The 15,805-nt window shown below is 35.3% G+C and carries 15 protein-coding genes; 7 read left to right on the forward strand and 8 right to left on the reverse strand.

From position 1 onward, the window contains the following. The first annotated feature begins 1 nt into the window (after window position 1). Window positions 2-1,081, forward strand: a complete 1,080-nt coding sequence (gene aroC / locus A8143_RS00215; protein ID WP_070136829.1) for a chorismate synthase — start codon at window positions 2-4, stop codon at window positions 1,079-1,081. Between the two features lie 56 nt (window positions 1,082-1,137). On the opposite strand, the gene A8143_RS00220 is transcribed toward aroC, so the two are convergent. Beyond that, window positions 1,138-2,199, reverse strand: a complete 1,062-nt coding sequence (locus tag A8143_RS00220; RefSeq protein ID WP_070136831.1) for a VOC family protein — start codon at window positions 2,197-2,199, stop codon at window positions 1,138-1,140. A gap of 94 nt (window positions 2,200-2,293) precedes the next feature. On the opposite strand from A8143_RS00220, the gene A8143_RS00225 reads away from it, so the two are divergent. From A8143_RS00225 to A8143_RS00245, 5 genes are read left to right on the forward strand one after another with little or no spacing between them, the layout of a single operon-like run. Beyond that, window positions 2,294-2,764 carry a hypothetical protein gene (locus A8143_RS00225; protein ID WP_139134220.1) on the forward strand — a complete coding sequence of 157 codons (471 nt, stop codon included), beginning with the start codon at window positions 2,294-2,296 and terminating at the stop codon, window positions 2,762-2,764. A 1-nt stretch (window position 2,765) separates the two neighbouring features. Next, window positions 2,766-4,385 carry a DUF819 family protein gene (locus A8143_RS00230; RefSeq protein WP_175437454.1) on the forward strand — a complete coding sequence of 540 codons (1,620 nt, stop codon included), beginning with the start codon at window positions 2,766-2,768 and terminating at the stop codon, window positions 4,383-4,385. A 58-nt stretch (window positions 4,386-4,443) separates the two neighbouring features. Next, window positions 4,444-6,330, forward strand: coding sequence for a DUF1573 domain-containing protein (locus A8143_RS00235; RefSeq protein WP_070136835.1), 1,887 nt, complete (start codon window positions 4,444-4,446; stop codon window positions 6,328-6,330). Window positions 6,331-6,332: 2 nt separating this feature from the next. Then, the gene (locus A8143_RS00240; RefSeq protein WP_070136837.1) at window positions 6,333-6,839 is read left to right on the forward strand and encodes a DUF6702 family protein; all 507 of its coding nucleotides are present in this window, start codon (window positions 6,333-6,335) and stop codon (window positions 6,837-6,839) included. Beyond that, window positions 6,829-9,120, forward strand: coding sequence for a M1 family metallopeptidase (locus A8143_RS00245; RefSeq protein ID WP_070137375.1), 2,292 nt, complete (start codon window positions 6,829-6,831; stop codon window positions 9,118-9,120). Before A8143_RS00240 ends, A8143_RS00245 begins: the two co-directional genes overlap by 11 nt. 6 nt (window positions 9,121-9,126) lie before the next feature. Here A8143_RS00245 and A8143_RS00250 read toward each other — a convergent pair whose 3' ends face one another. From A8143_RS00250 to A8143_RS00280, 7 genes are read right to left on the reverse strand one after another with little or no spacing between them, the layout of a single operon-like run. Continuing rightward, a complete protein-coding gene (locus tag A8143_RS00250; protein WP_070136840.1) occupies window positions 9,127-10,320 on the reverse strand; it encodes an aspartate aminotransferase family protein in 1,194 nt (397 codons plus the stop codon). Between the two features lie 30 nt (window positions 10,321-10,350). Beyond that, the gene (locus A8143_RS00255) at window positions 10,351-10,821 is read right to left on the reverse strand and encodes a hypothetical protein (RefSeq protein ID WP_070136842.1); all 471 of its coding nucleotides are present in this window, start codon (window positions 10,819-10,821) and stop codon (window positions 10,351-10,353) included. 10 nt (window positions 10,822-10,831) lie between these two features. Further along, window positions 10,832-11,449, reverse strand: a complete 618-nt coding sequence (locus A8143_RS00260) for a hypothetical protein (RefSeq protein ID WP_070136844.1) — start codon at window positions 11,447-11,449, stop codon at window positions 10,832-10,834. Window positions 11,450-11,481: 32 nt separating this feature from the next. Then, window positions 11,482-12,024, reverse strand: a complete 543-nt coding sequence (locus A8143_RS00265; protein ID WP_070136847.1) for an RNA polymerase sigma factor — start codon at window positions 12,022-12,024, stop codon at window positions 11,482-11,484. 38 nt (window positions 12,025-12,062) lie between these two features. Beyond that, entirely contained in the window at window positions 12,063-13,016 is a 954-nt protein-coding gene (locus tag A8143_RS00270; protein WP_070136849.1) for a transketolase family protein, read from the reverse strand. A 39-nt stretch (window positions 13,017-13,055) separates the two neighbouring features. Next, window positions 13,056-14,417 carry a vWA domain-containing protein gene (locus tag A8143_RS00275; RefSeq protein ID WP_070136851.1) on the reverse strand — a complete coding sequence of 454 codons (1,362 nt, stop codon included), beginning with the start codon at window positions 14,415-14,417 and terminating at the stop codon, window positions 13,056-13,058. A 2-nt stretch (window positions 14,418-14,419) separates the two neighbouring features. Further along, window positions 14,420-15,262, reverse strand: a complete 843-nt coding sequence (locus tag A8143_RS00280; protein ID WP_070136852.1) for a transketolase — start codon at window positions 15,260-15,262, stop codon at window positions 14,420-14,422. Window positions 15,263-15,467: 205 nt separating this feature from the next. On the opposite strand from A8143_RS00280, the gene A8143_RS00285 reads away from it, so the two are divergent. Further along, complete coding sequence (locus A8143_RS00285; protein ID WP_070136854.1) at window positions 15,468-15,803, forward strand: hypothetical protein; 336 nt, start codon at window positions 15,468-15,470, stop codon at window positions 15,801-15,803. Window positions 15,804-15,805: the final 2 nt, after the last annotated feature.

Raw genomic sequence — 15,805 nt, forward strand, 5'->3', positions numbered from 1 at the left:
AATGGCAGGGAATTCCTTTGGAACAATTTTTAAGTTGACGAGCTTTGGAGAGTCGCATGGAAAGGCTATCGGAGGTATTATTGATGGATGTCCTGCGAATTTTAAGATTGACCTCGAGCAAATCCAACAAGAATTAGACCGAAGAAAACCTGGTCAATCAGATTTAACCACTCAACGGAAAGAAAGCGATCAAGTTGAGTTTTATTCGGGTATATTAGATGGAGTAACATTAGGTACACCGATTGGGTTTATCCTAAAAAATACCAACCAAAAAAGTAAAGATTATTCTCGTTTGGGAGAATTGTATCGACCGTCACACGCAGACTTTACTTATGAAAAAAAGTTTGGTATTCGTGATAAGAGAGGTGGTGGAAGAAGTAGTGCTAGAGAAACTGCGGCTCGTGTAGTTGCAGGGGCCATAGCCAAACAAATACTTAAGTCTTTGGGTGTTTCAATCTATAGCTATGTCTCTCAAGTAGGAGATATTGAAATGGATAAAGGTATTGATTCAGTTGACTTTGAGCTTATTGATCAGAATGCGGTTCGTTGCCCAGACGATGAAAGTGCAGAAAAAATGATGGAGCTCATTAAGTCCGTCAGAAAAGATGGAGACTCGATTGGAGGGAAAATAACAACGGTTGTGCTGAATACCCCAGTTGGAATTGGTGAGCCTGTTTTTGATCGTTTAAATGCGGATTTAGCTAAAGCAATGTTTTCAATTATGGCTGTTAAAGGATTTGAAATTGGCAGTGGTTTTGAAGCAATCAAAATGCGAGGTAGCGAACATAATGATGCGTTTTTTAACAATGAAGGGGTAATTCGAACTAAGACGAATCATTCTGGTGGTATACAGGGCGGAATTTCAAATGGTGAGCCCATTTATTTTAATGTAGCTTTTAAACCGGTTGCAACAATTATTAAATCGCAAAATTCGGTAAATGTTAAAGGTGAGAATGTGGAATATAAAGGGGAGGGGAGACATGATCCATGTGTGGTTCCACGTGCAGTACCAATCGTAGATGCAATGACGGCTATCACAATTTTAGATCATTATTTAAAAGCAAAAACAAATTCGCTGTAAATAAAAAGGGTGAAACTAAAGTTAGTTTCACCCTTTTGCGTTGAAATTTCAATGGCCTATTTAACACGATTCATACCCATTGCCTTGAGCATCCAATTAGGAAGTCGTTTTTTAGGATCTCGTTTTTTAAGGTTGATGTACCAGCCTAAACTTTTTATAACAGGCACTTTATGAGTTTCTACAAATTCAATCCAAGTTCCATCAGGATCCTCAATATACGAAAAGCGACCTCCCGCTTCTCCCATGTCAAAAGTCTCACCGCTATCCACAGTAAAAGGGAATCCTGCAGATTCACATTCCGCTTTTAAGGCATCCATTCCCTGAACATCGAAACATAAATGGATGAATCCCCAATCTCCCCAAAAACGATCTTGGAAAATCTTTTTTGGTTGACGATCTAAGGCTTGAACTAATTCTATTTTTGTAGGTCCCAGCAATTTTGAAAATGGACCTTGTCTTTCGGATTTATGCGAGAGTAATACTCTTCTAAATTTTTGATCACCTGAAAGCAGTCCCTTAAAACAATCAAATGTTCCAGTTTCATCGTACTCCACAGTTTCGTATTCTAAAACGTCTCTGTATAATTTTAATGAAGCTTCCATGTCGCTTACGCCAATTATTGTTCCTGCTACTGCTCCAGTTTTTGCAGGATGTTTTGTGTCTTTGAACCAACCTTTCCCTTCAACAATGTTGAATATATTACCGTTAGGATCTTCTAAAAAATAATTCCATTCACCAGAAGGCGTTTGGCTAAGTTCACCTAAAATAGTTACCCCTTTCGCTTGGTGAAAAGCATAACTCGCCTTTACATCTTTTGATTTAATTTTACAGGCATACAAACCTAAATCACCAAGTTGAATTGCAAAATCGGCTCTTTCCGTCGGGCGACTGGTGTATTGCCATATTTCAAACCCTCCACCACTTTCCATACTTAAAGCTAAAGTTGCCGTTCTACTCTGAACGGTGTCACCGGTGTATCGAGTCATTAAAGGAGCTTCTGCCGCATCTTCAAAAAGTCGTATGTCAATTCCAAACATTTCACGATACCATTTCCAAATTTCTTGAACGTCTGGAACACCAATACCCATTTGTTGAATGCCCGATATAATCTTTTCCATGTGAATTAATTTTTGCTGCGAATTTAAGGATAATCTTCTTGAATTGTGAAAAACTATTCAAAAAGCATGGTCTAATTTTTGCTACATTTGGCTCATGAGAAAATTACTTCTTATAATGACAATTGTATATGCAACCATCGGGTTTAGCCAAATTCGATTTTATCGGGGTGATGGGAGGTTTGATACAGACATCGTATACACAATTGATGATAAGGGGACCGTTTATCACGGCGATAATCGTTTTTCCCCAATTATTCGTTATACAATATCAAATAATAAAGTTTATCTCGGTAGAGGAACTAATCCTTTCAATTGTCTTTATACAATACGTCAAAATAAAGTTTACAAAGGTGACACAAATTTTTCTGGAGATGTTGTGTACACAATTGAAGGGCAAAAGGTTTATCGAGGGAACTCTACTTTTTCTTCTGAATGTGTTTTGACTTTTGACAATAACCAAGTCTTTATGGGAAGTTCAACTTTTAGTAATGATTTACTTTTTACAATTTCCGGAGAAACAAATTTTTCAATAGCCATTCTGGCTTGCATAATAGGACCATATTAATATGATAAAACGATTAATTTTTTTCGCGGCAATAATCTTTGCTGCTCAAAATCTAACGGCTAAGAATAATGAGGTAAGAGGAGTTCTCGACTCAGATATCGATAGTTTGTATACATTGGTGAACTTTTCAGATTTAGAAGGATTGTATTATGCTTCTGAAACACCAAATTTAAAAGTGTATTTTCACGATTCATTATCCAATTTAAATGTGTTTTTTGATGGTCAGAAAACTAATTATCTTGCCAATGACACGTTGGTGATTGCTGAATTAAAAAGAGGTGATCACGTTTTATCAGTAGCCAACGGTCTTAATGGGGCTGAGAAAGTGGAAATCGCAAAGAACTTAAAAATTAAAGCGCGACCGCCCTTTATAAAAAATGACGCCGTTGTTTTTGGACTGTTAATGATTGTCCTTTATTTTGTGTTTAGGACATCGAGCAGCAATCGATCTTACTTAAAGAAATTTTATCGTATAGTTCCTGCTCTACTTCTTTGTTATTTTATTCCTGCCATATTAAATTCAGTTGGACTTATATCTTCAGAAGAATCGAATTTATATTATATCGCTTCACGTTATTTATTGCCTGCGAGTTTAATTTTACTTTGTTTAAGTATTGATATTCCAGCAATTAAAAGGTTGGGATCAAAAGCAATTATAATGTTTTTTGCAGCGACATTAGGGATTGTTGTTGGGGGACCAGTAGCTTTATGGTGTGTCTCATTAATTTCTCCTGAAGTTTTAGAAGGAGATATTTGGAGAGGATTATCAACCGTTGCAGGTTCTTGGATTGGTGGAGGAGCGAATCAAACAGCTATGAAAGAGATTTACGAAGCCCCTGATCAATTATTTTCAGCCATGATTGTAGTTGATGTTTTTATTGCAAATGTATTTATGTCCGTATTATTATTCGGAACGGGAATGAATGATAAATTGAATCGATTTTTTAAAGCGGATGATTCAGCTATTGAGGCTTTGAAAAAGAAAATGGAAGATTTTCAAGCAAGTGTATCAAAAGTGACTTCTTTTAATGATTTAGTGAACATGATGGGAATAACGTTTTTTCTAGTTGGTTTAGCTCACTTTTTATCAGGATATATTGCACCTTGGATTAAAAAAGGGTTAAATGCCATGGATAATACGGCTGCCGATTTAATGGTTTCATTTGGAAGCGGATTCTTTTGGCTTGTTGTTTTTTCAACAATTTTTGGAGTAATTCTTTCATTTACAAAGTTTAGAAAATTTGAAGGTGTCGGTGCTTCAAAATTTGGAAGCTTGTTCCTGTATGTTTTAGTGGCAACAATAGGAATGAAGATGGACATTATGGAACTTATTGCGAATTGGGGCGTGTTTAAATACTTACTCCTGATTGGATTAATTTGGATTTCTATTCACGCCTTATTTTTATTCATCGTTGCAAAACTCATTCGTGCTCCTTTCTTTTTTGTTGCAGTTGGAAGTCAGGCAAATGTAGGTGGAGCTGCATCGGCTCCTATTGTGGCAAGCGCCTTTAGTCCTTCACTAGCGCCTGTAGGGGTTTTACTTGCTGTTTTAGGATATGCTGTTGGAACTTTTGGAGCTATCATGTGTACTTTTTTAATGCAATGGCTATCTCAAGGTTAAAATTATGGTAAGGTATTGTTGCTCGTTTATCTTATTCTTGTTCATGACTAGCAATGTCATGAGTCAAATACGTGTAGCAAAACCCTTAAAAGATTTAGGTGATATTTTTGAACATAGTGGACTCGTGAAAGCTAAGTTTGATTTACAAAACCCTTATCGGACTGATACGATAAGAATTTTGAATATCGAAACCTCTTGCGGATGTACAGCAGTACTTACAAATGATACGATTATTCCACCTCAATCAACGATTGAACTGGAGGTGAGTTATGATCCTTCTGGTCGTCTTGGACTTTTTGTGAAAAGCATTGAAATAACTACACTCACTGGAAACGATGAACGCAATAAACTTTATCTGAAGATAATGGGAAATGTAGTTGCGGAAAACTTTAATGTTCAAAAAGTTGATCAAGAATTAATTAATTATAAAGTTGCACCTATATATTTTTATCCCGTCACAGCTTTTGATACCTCGTATTTAGATTTTAATTTTATCCAAGATTTTGTCAATGACTTAACCTATGAAGTCGATTTTTATCAATTTGCAACCGTAGGTGTAGAGGTGATGGTAAGGTCTCATCGTCAAATAGAACGACTGGAAAACTTAATATTATACGTTGAAGATAAATTGAAAAGAGAGTTTAAAAGACGCGGGTTTTCGGAAAAACACATTTTTTTTGAAGAGCCAATTTTTATTCAATCGAATTCAATTCCACCATGGGCGCAAGCTTCTTTTAGGGTACATTCGGCAAATTTTGACTTGTCAAATGGCGCTCTCTCTGAAATTGAAATTGCATCTAATGAAAAAGAGCGAGAAACTAAAATGTTACTGGATTACCAAAGATTCGCTTTGCCAGAAGTAGAAGAGGTATTGAAAGAGGTAAACTTTGAACAAATAGAAGGTAAATTGTTCTTAGACGGCGAACTCTCATTAAAAGGAATGATTCTGACTCCTTGGAAAAAAAGTGAAAAGTTAAAACAAAAACTGGCAAAAGACCTTGAGAAATCAATTGCAAAGGAAATCAAAACATCAACAGGTGCGGGTAAAAAAGTGGTTTCAGTCAGTTTTGATTCTCTTGGAGTGCATCCAGAAGATAAATACCGATTTGTATTATGGGATGAAAAAGATGTGGAGAAAGACGAGAGATTAAAATTTGAAATTAAAGAAGATAAAATAACACCTCCTTTGTTACCAACTTATGCTCAAACTTTTTATAAAGGGGACAAAATAGATTATAATTCGGAGGATTTCATTCATTTTTGGGATAACTTGATAAGGAACCAGAAACTTGGTAATACAATAAAAATTCTTATTGAATCCTCAGTCGAATTTGATGCTGTTGCGAATAATATAGTATTGTCAAAATCAAATGCTGAATTGGTTAAACGGGAATTGCAAGAAAAATTTTTTAGAGAGACAGGGGACAGTATTGAATATGTTATAAAACCAAATTTGCGGGGTCCAAGACATGCTGTACAAAGAAAAAAGTTCAACGATAACAATAATTACATCGCTCTAATACCACTTGTAAATCAAAGCCTTAATCCAGAATTAAAAACGGCAAAACCTTATATGGTTAATTTTGATTTTTACTTTACCGGTATTGATGTTGGGGCGTGGGGATTCCAGCGATTTGCCAATTATATCGCTCAATCTGTCTTGAGTGACGGTTATATTGAGCTTCGTATCGAATCTAGTATCTCAAAAATACCCGTTGAAAAAAAGAAGAGTAACGAAGATTTGGCTTATCAAAGGTTAAGTGAAAGTATAATTCGTTTGAAAAATGAAATGTCGCGGAGATTGATTGATCCTAATCGAATTATTTTTGTCGATGAACGGGTCATAAAACAAGGGCCTGAATATGATGGGTCTTTACCAATATTAGCATATAAAAAGTTTCATTACATTAGAATTATACCGGAAAAATCTTTAAAAACGAACTGATAATGATTAGAATTTTGAGTTTTTTTACATTTCTTTTATTCGTAAACTCAGCATGGTCGCATAAATTTTATGTTTCTATTACAGACTTAGTTTACAATGAAAGTAAAGACCGAATTGAAGGAAGCATTAAACTTACTGCGCATGATTTTGAAAAAATACTTTCTGAGAAATTTAATAAAAAAATTGTACTGGAAGAAGTCAATGATTCATCGGAAATAGGTCGTTACATTCAATACTATTTGTATGAAAACTTTAAATTAAAGTCGAAAGGAATAGCTGCAGCACCGAATTATTTTGGGAAAGAAATTACTTTAGAACAAGATCTCTATATCTACTTTACTTTCACAAACATTGCAGATCCGAAATTAGTCGAAATTAAAAACACCGTTTTGCTCTATCACTTTCCACAACAGCAAAATATTGTGCATTATCGCTACAAAGAATTAACGAAAACCATTACATTAGTAGCTGACAAAGTCCATGAAAAAATTACATTCGATGAGGAATAAGTATCCGTTTTTACCCCTATTATTATTGTTGGTTTCTTTTACTTTTTTTTCGGTAAAAGGTCAATTACAGGAAAATCAAAACAACAATAAATTCAAACAGTTAAAAGAAGAGTTGGCTACGCCAAATGTTTTTAGAAATGCTGCTGGTGCTCCAGGACCACAATATTATCAGCAAAAAGCAGATTATCAAATGAATTTGATTTTGGATGATCAAAATCAAAAATTAACAGGTGAAGAACTGATTACCTATACCAATAACTCTCCAGACCCTTTAACCTACTTATGGCTCCAATTAGACCAAAATGTAAGAAAACCTGGTTCTGCTAGTCAGTTGACCAGAACAAGCACGATCGAATCGCTCTCCTCACCATGGGCTTTAACAAGAACGTTTAATGCAACTGAATTTGAGGGTGGATTTAATATTGAAAAAGTCACCGATGCAGGAGGAAACAAAATTCCGTACACAATTGTGGGTACAATGATGCGCATTGATTTAGATAAAGCACTAATGAATGGAGATTCTTATAAGTTCAAAATAAATTGGTGGTATAATATCAATAATCGCATGGAAATTGGCGGACGATCAGGCTATGAATATTTCGAAGAAGATGAGAATTACTTATACACAATAGCGCAGTTTTTTCCAAGGATGTGCGTATACAATGATGTTGAGGGGTGGCAAAACAAACAGTTTTTAGGAGCAGGTGAGTTTGCTCTTCCTTTTGGAGATTACGATGTGAAAATAACTGTTCCAGCAGATCATGTTGTAGCTTCAACTGGTGTTTTGATGAATGCGAAAAGTATCTTATCTAAAGAGCAATTAAAACGACTCGATCAAGCTAAAGATTCAGACCAACCAGTTTTTATCATCAATCAAGAAGAAGCTGAAAATGCCGAAAAATCGAGAAGTAAGGCGAATAAGACTTGGCACTTTACTGCTAAAAATGTGAGAGATTTTGCTTTTGCATCGTCAAGAAAATTTATCTGGGATGCGCAAGCCGTTGAATTAGAAACGAAAACGGTTATGGCAATGTCTTATTATCCAAAAGAAGGTAACCCTTTATGGGAAAAATATTCAACACGGGTGGTCGCTCAAACGCTTAAAACTTATTCTAAACATACATTTGATTATCCTTACCCAGTGGCTATTTCAGTGCATGCAAAATCTATTGGTATGGAATATCCAATGATTTGTTTTAATGGTGGGAGACCAAATCCTGATGGTACCTACAGTGCAAGAACTAAATATGGTATGCACTCAGTAATAATCCATGAAGTTGGACATAATTATTTCCCCATGATAATTAATTCCGATGAACGTCAATGGACATGGATGGATGAAGGTTTAAATACTTTTCTTCAATTTTTAACAGAGCAAGAATGGCAACGTGATTATCCTTCTCGACGAGGACCAGCTCATTTAATTGTTGATTATATGAAAGGTGATAAATCCAATATATCCCCAATTATGACCAACTCAGAGTCTATTCATCAATTTGGAAATAATGCCTACGGAAAACCTGCAACAGCGCTCAATATTTTAAGAGAAACGGTCTTAGGTCGAGAATTATTTGATTACGCCTTTAAAGTTTATGCGCAGCGTTGGAAGTTTAAGCACCCAACACCAGCTGACTTTTTTAGAACGATGGAGGATGCAAGTGGCGTTGACTTAGATTGGTTTTGGAGAGGATGGTTTTATACTAATGATCATGTTGATATTGCTATTGAAAATGTAAAATGGTTTCAATTAAATACCTTAAATCCGGAAAAGGAAAAGGAATTCTTAAAAAAGGCTAATGAGATCAACCCTAAAGGTATTTCTTCAATTCGAAATAAAGAAGAAATTAAAGAAACGGTAAATGAAAGGCAACCAGAGCTCGATGATCAATATAATACAGGTGACCCTTTCGCTGTAACAGAAGCTGACAAAGAAGTCTACCAAAAGTTTTTAGCTGAGCTCTCCGAAAGTGATAGAGAATTGTTGGAAAAAGGGTATCAATTTTATCAGCTAGATTTTGAGAATAAAGGAGGACTTGTAATGCCGATTATACTGCAATTTGTATTCACAGATGGAACTAACGAATTGATTAGAATACCTGCAGAAATTTGGAGAAAAAACGACAAGAATATTTCAAAAGTATTTTTCTTTAAAAAAGAAGTACTCTCTGTCATATTAGATCCATTCTTGGAAACAGCAGATTGTGAAATTTATGACAATTACTGGCCAAGAAAAATGGTTCCTTCAAGGTTTGAAATTTTCGAACAGCAACAAGGAAGATAAAAAATACTAAATTTTATCAAAGGCTGAGAGTATTATGTCTCCAGCCTTTTTTACTTCGTCCATAGTAATGGAAATAGGGGGGGAGAGTCTAAAACTTCCCGGACATGAAAGGAACCAGAACCCAATTAATCCTTGATCTAAACAATCGTCTACTACACTTTTGACTTCATCAAAGTTGTTTAAATCAATTGCAAACATTAGACCTGCCCTGCGTATTGCCTTGACTTTTGGATGATCGATAAGTAGTTGTTCCAAATAAGCTCCTTTGGATTCAACTTCGGCTATCCAATTCTCTTCTTTCAATACTTCAATGCAAGCATTTGCTGCAGCGCAAACAACAGGATGACCTCCAAAAGTGGTAATATGGCTAAGCATCGGATTATGTGTCAATTCATGCATCTTTTCATAGCTCGATATAAAGGCGCCAATAGGCATTCCACCGCCTAAAGCTTTTCCCAGGGTTAAGATATCTGGTATTACTTTAAATCTTTCAAATGCAAAAAAAGTTCCTGTTCGTCCAATACCAGTTTGAACTTCATCGAAAATTAATTGAGCACCAACGGCGCTGCATTTTTCCCGCAATGCAAGCATGTAATCCAAAGATGGAATTCTTACACCAGCGTCTCCCTGAATGGGTTCAACAATAACTCCTGCAGTTTTTTCAGTAATATATTTTAAATCTTCAAGTTGGTTGAATTCAATATGTTTAATACTCGGTAAAAGTGGTCTAAAAGAGGCTTTTTTAACTTCATTTCCAGAAATACTCATTGAGCCGTGGGTGCTACCATGATACGATTTTTTGAAAGCTATAATTTCATTACGGTTGGTATATCGCTTTGCGAGTTTAATGGCTGCCTCATTCGCTTCAGTTCCCGAATTGACAATATAAGAACAGTCTAGCTCCTCAGGAAGAATACTTTTTAAGTTGTCGGCTAGTGCTATTTGGGAATCTTGTAAAAATTCGCCATAAACCATAACATGTAAATGCGAGTCGACTTGGTTTTTTATTGCTTCAACAACTTTAGGATGACGATGACCAATATTATTAACAGCTACACCGGCAATCATATCCATATAAGACTTGCCGTTTTTGTCCCAGATATAAATACCTTCAGCCTTGGCTACATCAATTAAATATGGTGATTGATTGGTTTGTCCTTGATGCTTTAGAAATGTGTCAATTCGTTTTTGTGAGGTCATAGTTCAAATTAAAACCTCAAAATTAAGAAATTATTCTCCTGGAGGAGGATGGTGACCTCGATCATTTTTGAATTTTTTCATCAACTCACGCTTAAAATTTTCCTCAGCAATAAACACTTTAGCTGCTTTGGTTTTTCCAAGTTCATCGGCGAATAATTTTAAGTATTTTTGACGTACATCGGACTCTTTTTTTTCTGTAGCAAAAATAGCTTCAAATATATTATACCCTTGATCCCCCGAATTACCCTCTAAAGATTTTAATTCACGATGGTATTTTCTTCGCTCCATTCTAAGGTTGTGAATTTCTTCTTCGTACGCATTGTAAATTGGCCAAAATCGCTGGGCCTCATCCGCTGTTAAATTTATTTCTGTGGCAATAAAAGCAATCTTTTCCGCGTGTATTTTTTCGCGCATTTCTTCCCGTTTATTTTTGTCAGGTTGTCCAAATAAATTTATTGTCAAAAGCGTAAAAGCAAATAAAATTATGTATTTAGTGTGCATAGCTTATAATTTAATAATCAAGATAAATGTCGGTTAAATCGGTTGTGGAATAATCATAATATTCAACAACTTCATCTAACGTTATGGACTCTTCAGTATTTTCATCGAGAAGAAATTCCACTAAATCATATTCGTCCATGTAAGTTAATAAAAGTTCTGAAGAATCTTCGGTTGTTTCAATGGTTCCTTGTTTAACTACTTCTTCGTTCGGTTCAAGCCCTTCAATGCTTACCATATTAAAAATAATTAGAAAGGCAGCAGCTATTGAACTTGCAGCGATTATCCATTTTAGACGAATAATCGGAGTTTTTGTGTTTTTTTTGTTTTGAACTTTAGTTAGGAGCTGGTTTGCGTTATGATCAAAATAATTTTCAGGTAAATAGGGCTTTTCTGTTTTAACCATTTCATCCAATAAAAAGTTATTCTTAGGTTTGGATGCAAGAGCAGAATTAAAGTAATTCGAAGGAATTTCGGGTAATTTAGATTTGTGTAAGTCTTTTAGAAAAGGAGGCTCATTTCCTTCGATTTTCTCTAAAATGTTATATTGAAAATTTTCAAAAAAATCAGCTGGAACAGCAGGTTTTCCTGTGTGTTTTAATTGGTTCAATATGTTATTTTGATCATTCATTTTAAGTTTAGACTAGTCTTTTTAAAATAGGTTTAAATTGTTTTTATGTAGTCCTCAATTTTTTTTGCAGCCAAATGGTAAGAAGCTTTTAAGGCTCCTTCACTCGTACCGGTTAATTCTGATATCTCTGAAAATTTTAATTCATCAAAGTAACGGAGGTTAAAAACGAGCAATTGTTTTTCAGGAAGCTGTTCAAGTGCACGTTTTAGAATTTCTTCAATTTCTTCAGGTTCAAATGATTTCCCTGCTATTTGAATGTTATTTTCAAATAAAGGTGGATCTAGATCAACGGTTTGATGTCTTGAAGCTTTACTCAGAAAAGTATGGGTTTCATTGAATGTAATTCTAAAAATCCAAGTATACAATGTTGAATCCTCTCTAAATTTAGGCAAGCCTTTCCAAACTTTGAGGAATACATTTTGCATTACATCTTCAGCATCTTGATGATTCTTGGTATAGCGTCGAATCTGCCAATAAACGCGTTCTTGGAATTTTTTTACAATTTCATGAAAACCCAAGGTTTGATCCTCCTTGAAAAGTAGAATTAATTCGTTATCTGTTTTCGGTTTTCTCATCTTTATATTAGTTCAACCTCAAACAGCAAATTATTAAGTTATTTTCTCGAAATAACCTTTTCAGCTGCTCGAACAATGTCAGCGGTGTTGATGTTGTACTTTGTGAGAAGTTCTTCACCTTTACCACTTTCACCAAAGCTGTCATCTACTGCAACCATTTCTAATGGTGTAGGTATTTTTTTTGCTAAAAGTTGAGCAATAGAGTCACCTAACCCTCCATTCATCATATGTTCCTCTGCAGTGACAACACACTTTGTTTTATTTATAGATTCTAAGACTGCCTTTTCATCCAAAGGTTTAATCGTATGAATATTTATTATTTCGGGGTTGATTCCTTTTTCTAATAAAATTTCTGAAGCTTCGATAGCTTTCCAAACCATATGACCAGTTGCAATTATTGTTACATCTTTACCTTCACTTAGAATGTCTGCTTTTCCTATTTCAAATTTCTTGTTTGGATCTGTGAAATTTGGAACTTTGGGACGTCCGAACCGCAAATATACAGGGCCTTCATATTCTGCGATAGCAATAGTAGCTGCTTTGGTTTCATTATAATCACAGGGTGAAATCACAGTCATATTAGGGAGCATTTTCATCAACCCTATATCCTCAAGAATCTGATGCGTAGCTCCATCTTCTCCTAAAGTAAGGCCGGCGTGAGAGGCACAGATTTTCACATTTTTATTCGAATAGGCAACAGATTGTCTTATTTGATCATAAACTCGACCAGTTGAAAAGTTTGCAAATGTTCCAGTAAAAGGAATTTTGCCACCAATGGTTAAACCAGCAGCCATCCCTATCATATTCGCTTCCGCAATACCAACTTGAAAAAAACGTTCGGGATGAGCATCCTGAAAATCATTCATTTTTAAGGAGCCAGTAAGATCGGCACATAATGCTACAACATTTTCATTCGTTTTCCCTAATTCACTTAATCCTGCACCGAATCCTGATCGGGTATCTTTATGGTTTTGAATTTCAAATTTTTTCATGTCCTAATTGTTTCGCTTTATATGATTCTAAATCAATTCTTATAAGTTAACTATCGTGTTCTCTCCAGAAAGTATTCTAAATTCTTTAACACTTGTGTAATCCGTGGAAACCGCAGATTTTGGTCGATATACAAATTTGTAACTTCCTGGCTGTAAATAAAAATAATCGGTTAATTTTTCGGGGTCTAAATCACAAACCCACTCATCTTTATCAGAACCATCAACTTTAAATATTTGACCAACTATCGGATTATAAGTTTTGTATTTTAAATACCCAGAACCCGGTATTTCAATATACGTATGCGCACTTTGGTTAACCGCAACGTCTTTGTGGTAAATCCTAGGCAAAGTCAAAATTTCTAAGTCGTAATTGCCTACGATATAATTTTGAACTTCATTAACTTCTTGAACGTTTAAAGTAATTGATTTACCTGCTTGACTAACTCGCACTTTTACTTCTGTTTTCTTTGTTGGTCCTTTAATACGGGTCACTAATTTACCTTGCGGACAATAAGCGGGAATTATATTATGTGTGTTTCGTTGGATAGTAATATTCTTAACCTCAACTTTTGGTAAAGTGTTGACTAACATGTCATATTTCATTGTTGGTTCAATCACAGTTAATGTATCAGGATTCCCCTTAAAGTTTAAGGTATGCATAAAAGTATACTTTAAATTATTTGTTCCTGCTTCGTACAAAAATACGGTTACGTTTGTTTCACTCGGCTTTTTGTAGGTATCATTTAAGTTAATTTGAACGGTTGTGTTTAGTAATGCATCACTAATAACGGATTTCATTACTTTTCTAAAAGACTCAAGTGTAGAGGCCTCATAGAATCGACCGATGCAATCGAAATCATTTAAATATTTCAAATCGATTCCTAATCCAACAACAAAAGGAGTTACATTTATTCCTTTTGATTTTAATTTTCTTGCCACTTCGCAGGGAAATTGATCACAAGCTTCTTGACCATCAGTAATAAGAATGATAATGTTTCTTGCATTTTTATCAGGAAAATCTTCTGCTGCCGCTTCTAACGATCTTGCGATTGGTGTAGTTCCCTTTGGCTCCACCATATTGATGAAGTTCTTTATTTTAGAGTGATTATTCGGACCAAAAGGGACCTCTAGTTTAGTGTCGTTACAGTCTTGATATGTTGGTGTAATAGGGGACTGGTGCCCATAGACTCTAAGTGCAATATCTAAATTAGGTACTCCTTCAAGTTCAGTGATTGCCTCGTTTAATATTTCTCTAGCTCGAATTATTTTTGTCGCCCCTTCCCATTTGCCATTCATGGAGTTTGAAGCATCAAAAATGAATAAAATTCGAGTTAAGTCTTGCGCGTTGCTGGAAATTCCAACAAAACTAAGAAAGATAAATATGACAATGTTTCGAATCAAAATTAATAGTCTCCTAAAGTTTCTTCCAGTTGTGATAATGCGTTTTCAGCTTGTTCTTCACTCGGAGCAGAGCCGTGCCACTTATGTGTTCCCATCATAAAATCAACTCCCTGTCCCATTTCGGTTTTCATAATAATTACAATCGGTTTACCGTTTCCAGTGAGTTCCTTTGCTTTTTGCAATGTTTCAATCACTTCTGGAATATGATGACCGTCCATTTCTAAAACCTCCCATCCAAAAGCTTGCCATTTTTTAGAAAGGTCTCCCATTGGTAGTACATCATCCAAATCTCCGTCAATTTGTTTGTGATTATAATCAACTGTTGCTATGAGGTTGTCAACCTTATTGGCAGCGGCGTACATTGCCGCCTCCCAGATTTGCCCTTCTTGTAACTCCCCATCCCCATGTAGTGTGTAGACAATTGAAGAATCATTGTTCAATTTTTTTGTCTGCGCAGCACCAATTCCTACAGATAATCCTTGGCCAAGCGAACCAGTCGCTATTCTAACTCCAGGAATTCCTTTTGCAGGACTTGGGTGTCCTTGGAGACGAGATCCAATTTTTCTAAATGTTGATAGTTCTGATTTGTCAAAATAGCCGCGGTGCGCCAAAACACTGTAAAGAACAGGTGAAATATGTCCATTTGATAGAAAAAATAAATCTTCATTTTTACCATCCATCGTGAAAGATTCCGGAGAAATATTCATTTGCTGGAAGTATAACACAGTTAAAAAATCAGCACATCCCAATGAACCGCCAGGATGACCCGATTGTACCGCTGTAACCATTCGTACAATATCTCTTCTAACTTGAGAGCTAATATTTTTTAATTCATTTACTTCCATTTTGACCAAAATTAAATATGTGGGACAAAAATAAATGAATTTTAAAACCGAATGGCTTATGATTCCCTAAATTCGTACGAAAGTTATGCACAGTTTCGAAGAATGTTAACAAAATTGAAGTGAAATGAAAAAAAAATCACAATTTTGTAATGTGAGGTGCAACTATTTAGACTGCAATAAACGTTATAAGAGAAACGAATCAGACATGAAAAAAATTATTTTAGGATTTATACTATTAAGTACGGTGTCCATTGGGTTTGGACAAACGGAACCATCTAAAGAGACAAAAACAAACCGAATTAAAGTTGTGAAAGGTGGTGAGCCAGTAGTTGAAAAAGGAGCTGAACAGAAGTCTCCTGCCGACGAGCTCAAAGCGTGTGAGGCTCAACTGAAAGCTATTAATGCGAAGGAAGCACATTTAAAAGCAGATCCTAAAAGAAATAAAGAAGCATTAGATAACGGGTGGTATAGAGAGGCCGAACGAAATAAGTTAATCCTATCGACTAGAATTAAAGAATTAAAAAAAGAAATAAATAAGTAGAT

Origin of the sequence: Crocinitomix algicola, assembly GCF_001661595.2 — a bacterium.
In the GTDB taxonomy this organism is placed as follows: Bacteria; Bacteroidota; Bacteroidia; order Flavobacteriales_D; family Crocinitomicaceae; genus Crocinitomix; species Crocinitomix algicola.

Bases quoted from the DNA above. Each gene is read 5' to 3' on its own strand.
- A8143_RS00225 (WP_139134220.1), top strand. From the start codon at position 2,294: ATGAGAAAATTACTTCTTATAATGACAATTGTATATGCAACCATCGGG.
- A8143_RS00235 (WP_070136835.1), top strand. From the start codon at position 4,444: ATGAGTCAAATACGTGTAGCAAAACCCTTAAAAGATTTAGGTGATATT.
- A8143_RS00265 (WP_070136847.1), bottom strand. From the start codon at position 12,024: ATGAGAAAACCGAAAACAGATAACGAATTAATTCTACTTTTCAAGGAG.
- A8143_RS00260 (WP_070136844.1), bottom strand. From the start codon at position 11,449: ATGAATGATCAAAATAACATATTGAACCAATTAAAACACACAGGAAAA.
- A8143_RS00240 (WP_070136837.1), top strand. From the start codon at position 6,333: ATGATTAGAATTTTGAGTTTTTTTACATTTCTTTTATTCGTAAACTCA.
- A8143_RS00285 (WP_070136854.1), top strand. From the start codon at position 15,468: ATGAAAAAAATTATTTTAGGATTTATACTATTAAGTACGGTGTCCATT.
- A8143_RS00220 (WP_070136831.1), bottom strand. From the start codon at position 2,199: ATGGAAAAGATTATATCGGGCATTCAACAAATGGGTATTGGTGTTCCA.
- A8143_RS00230 (WP_175437454.1), top strand. From the start codon at position 2,766: ATGATAAAACGATTAATTTTTTTCGCGGCAATAATCTTTGCTGCTCAA.
- A8143_RS00255 (WP_070136842.1), bottom strand. From the start codon at position 10,821: ATGCACACTAAATACATAATTTTATTTGCTTTTACGCTTTTGACAATA.
- A8143_RS00270 (WP_070136849.1), bottom strand. From the start codon at position 13,016: ATGAAAAAATTTGAAATTCAAAACCATAAAGATACCCGATCAGGATTC.
- aroC (WP_070136829.1), top strand. From the start codon at position 2: ATGGCAGGGAATTCCTTTGGAACAATTTTTAAGTTGACGAGCTTTGGA.
- A8143_RS00250 (WP_070136840.1), bottom strand. From the start codon at position 10,320: ATGACCTCACAAAAACGAATTGACACATTTCTAAAGCATCAAGGACAA.
- A8143_RS00245 (WP_070137375.1), top strand. From the start codon at position 6,829: ATGAGGAATAAGTATCCGTTTTTACCCCTATTATTATTGTTGGTTTCT.
- A8143_RS00280 (WP_070136852.1), bottom strand. From the start codon at position 15,262: ATGGAAGTAAATGAATTAAAAAATATTAGCTCTCAAGTTAGAAGAGAT.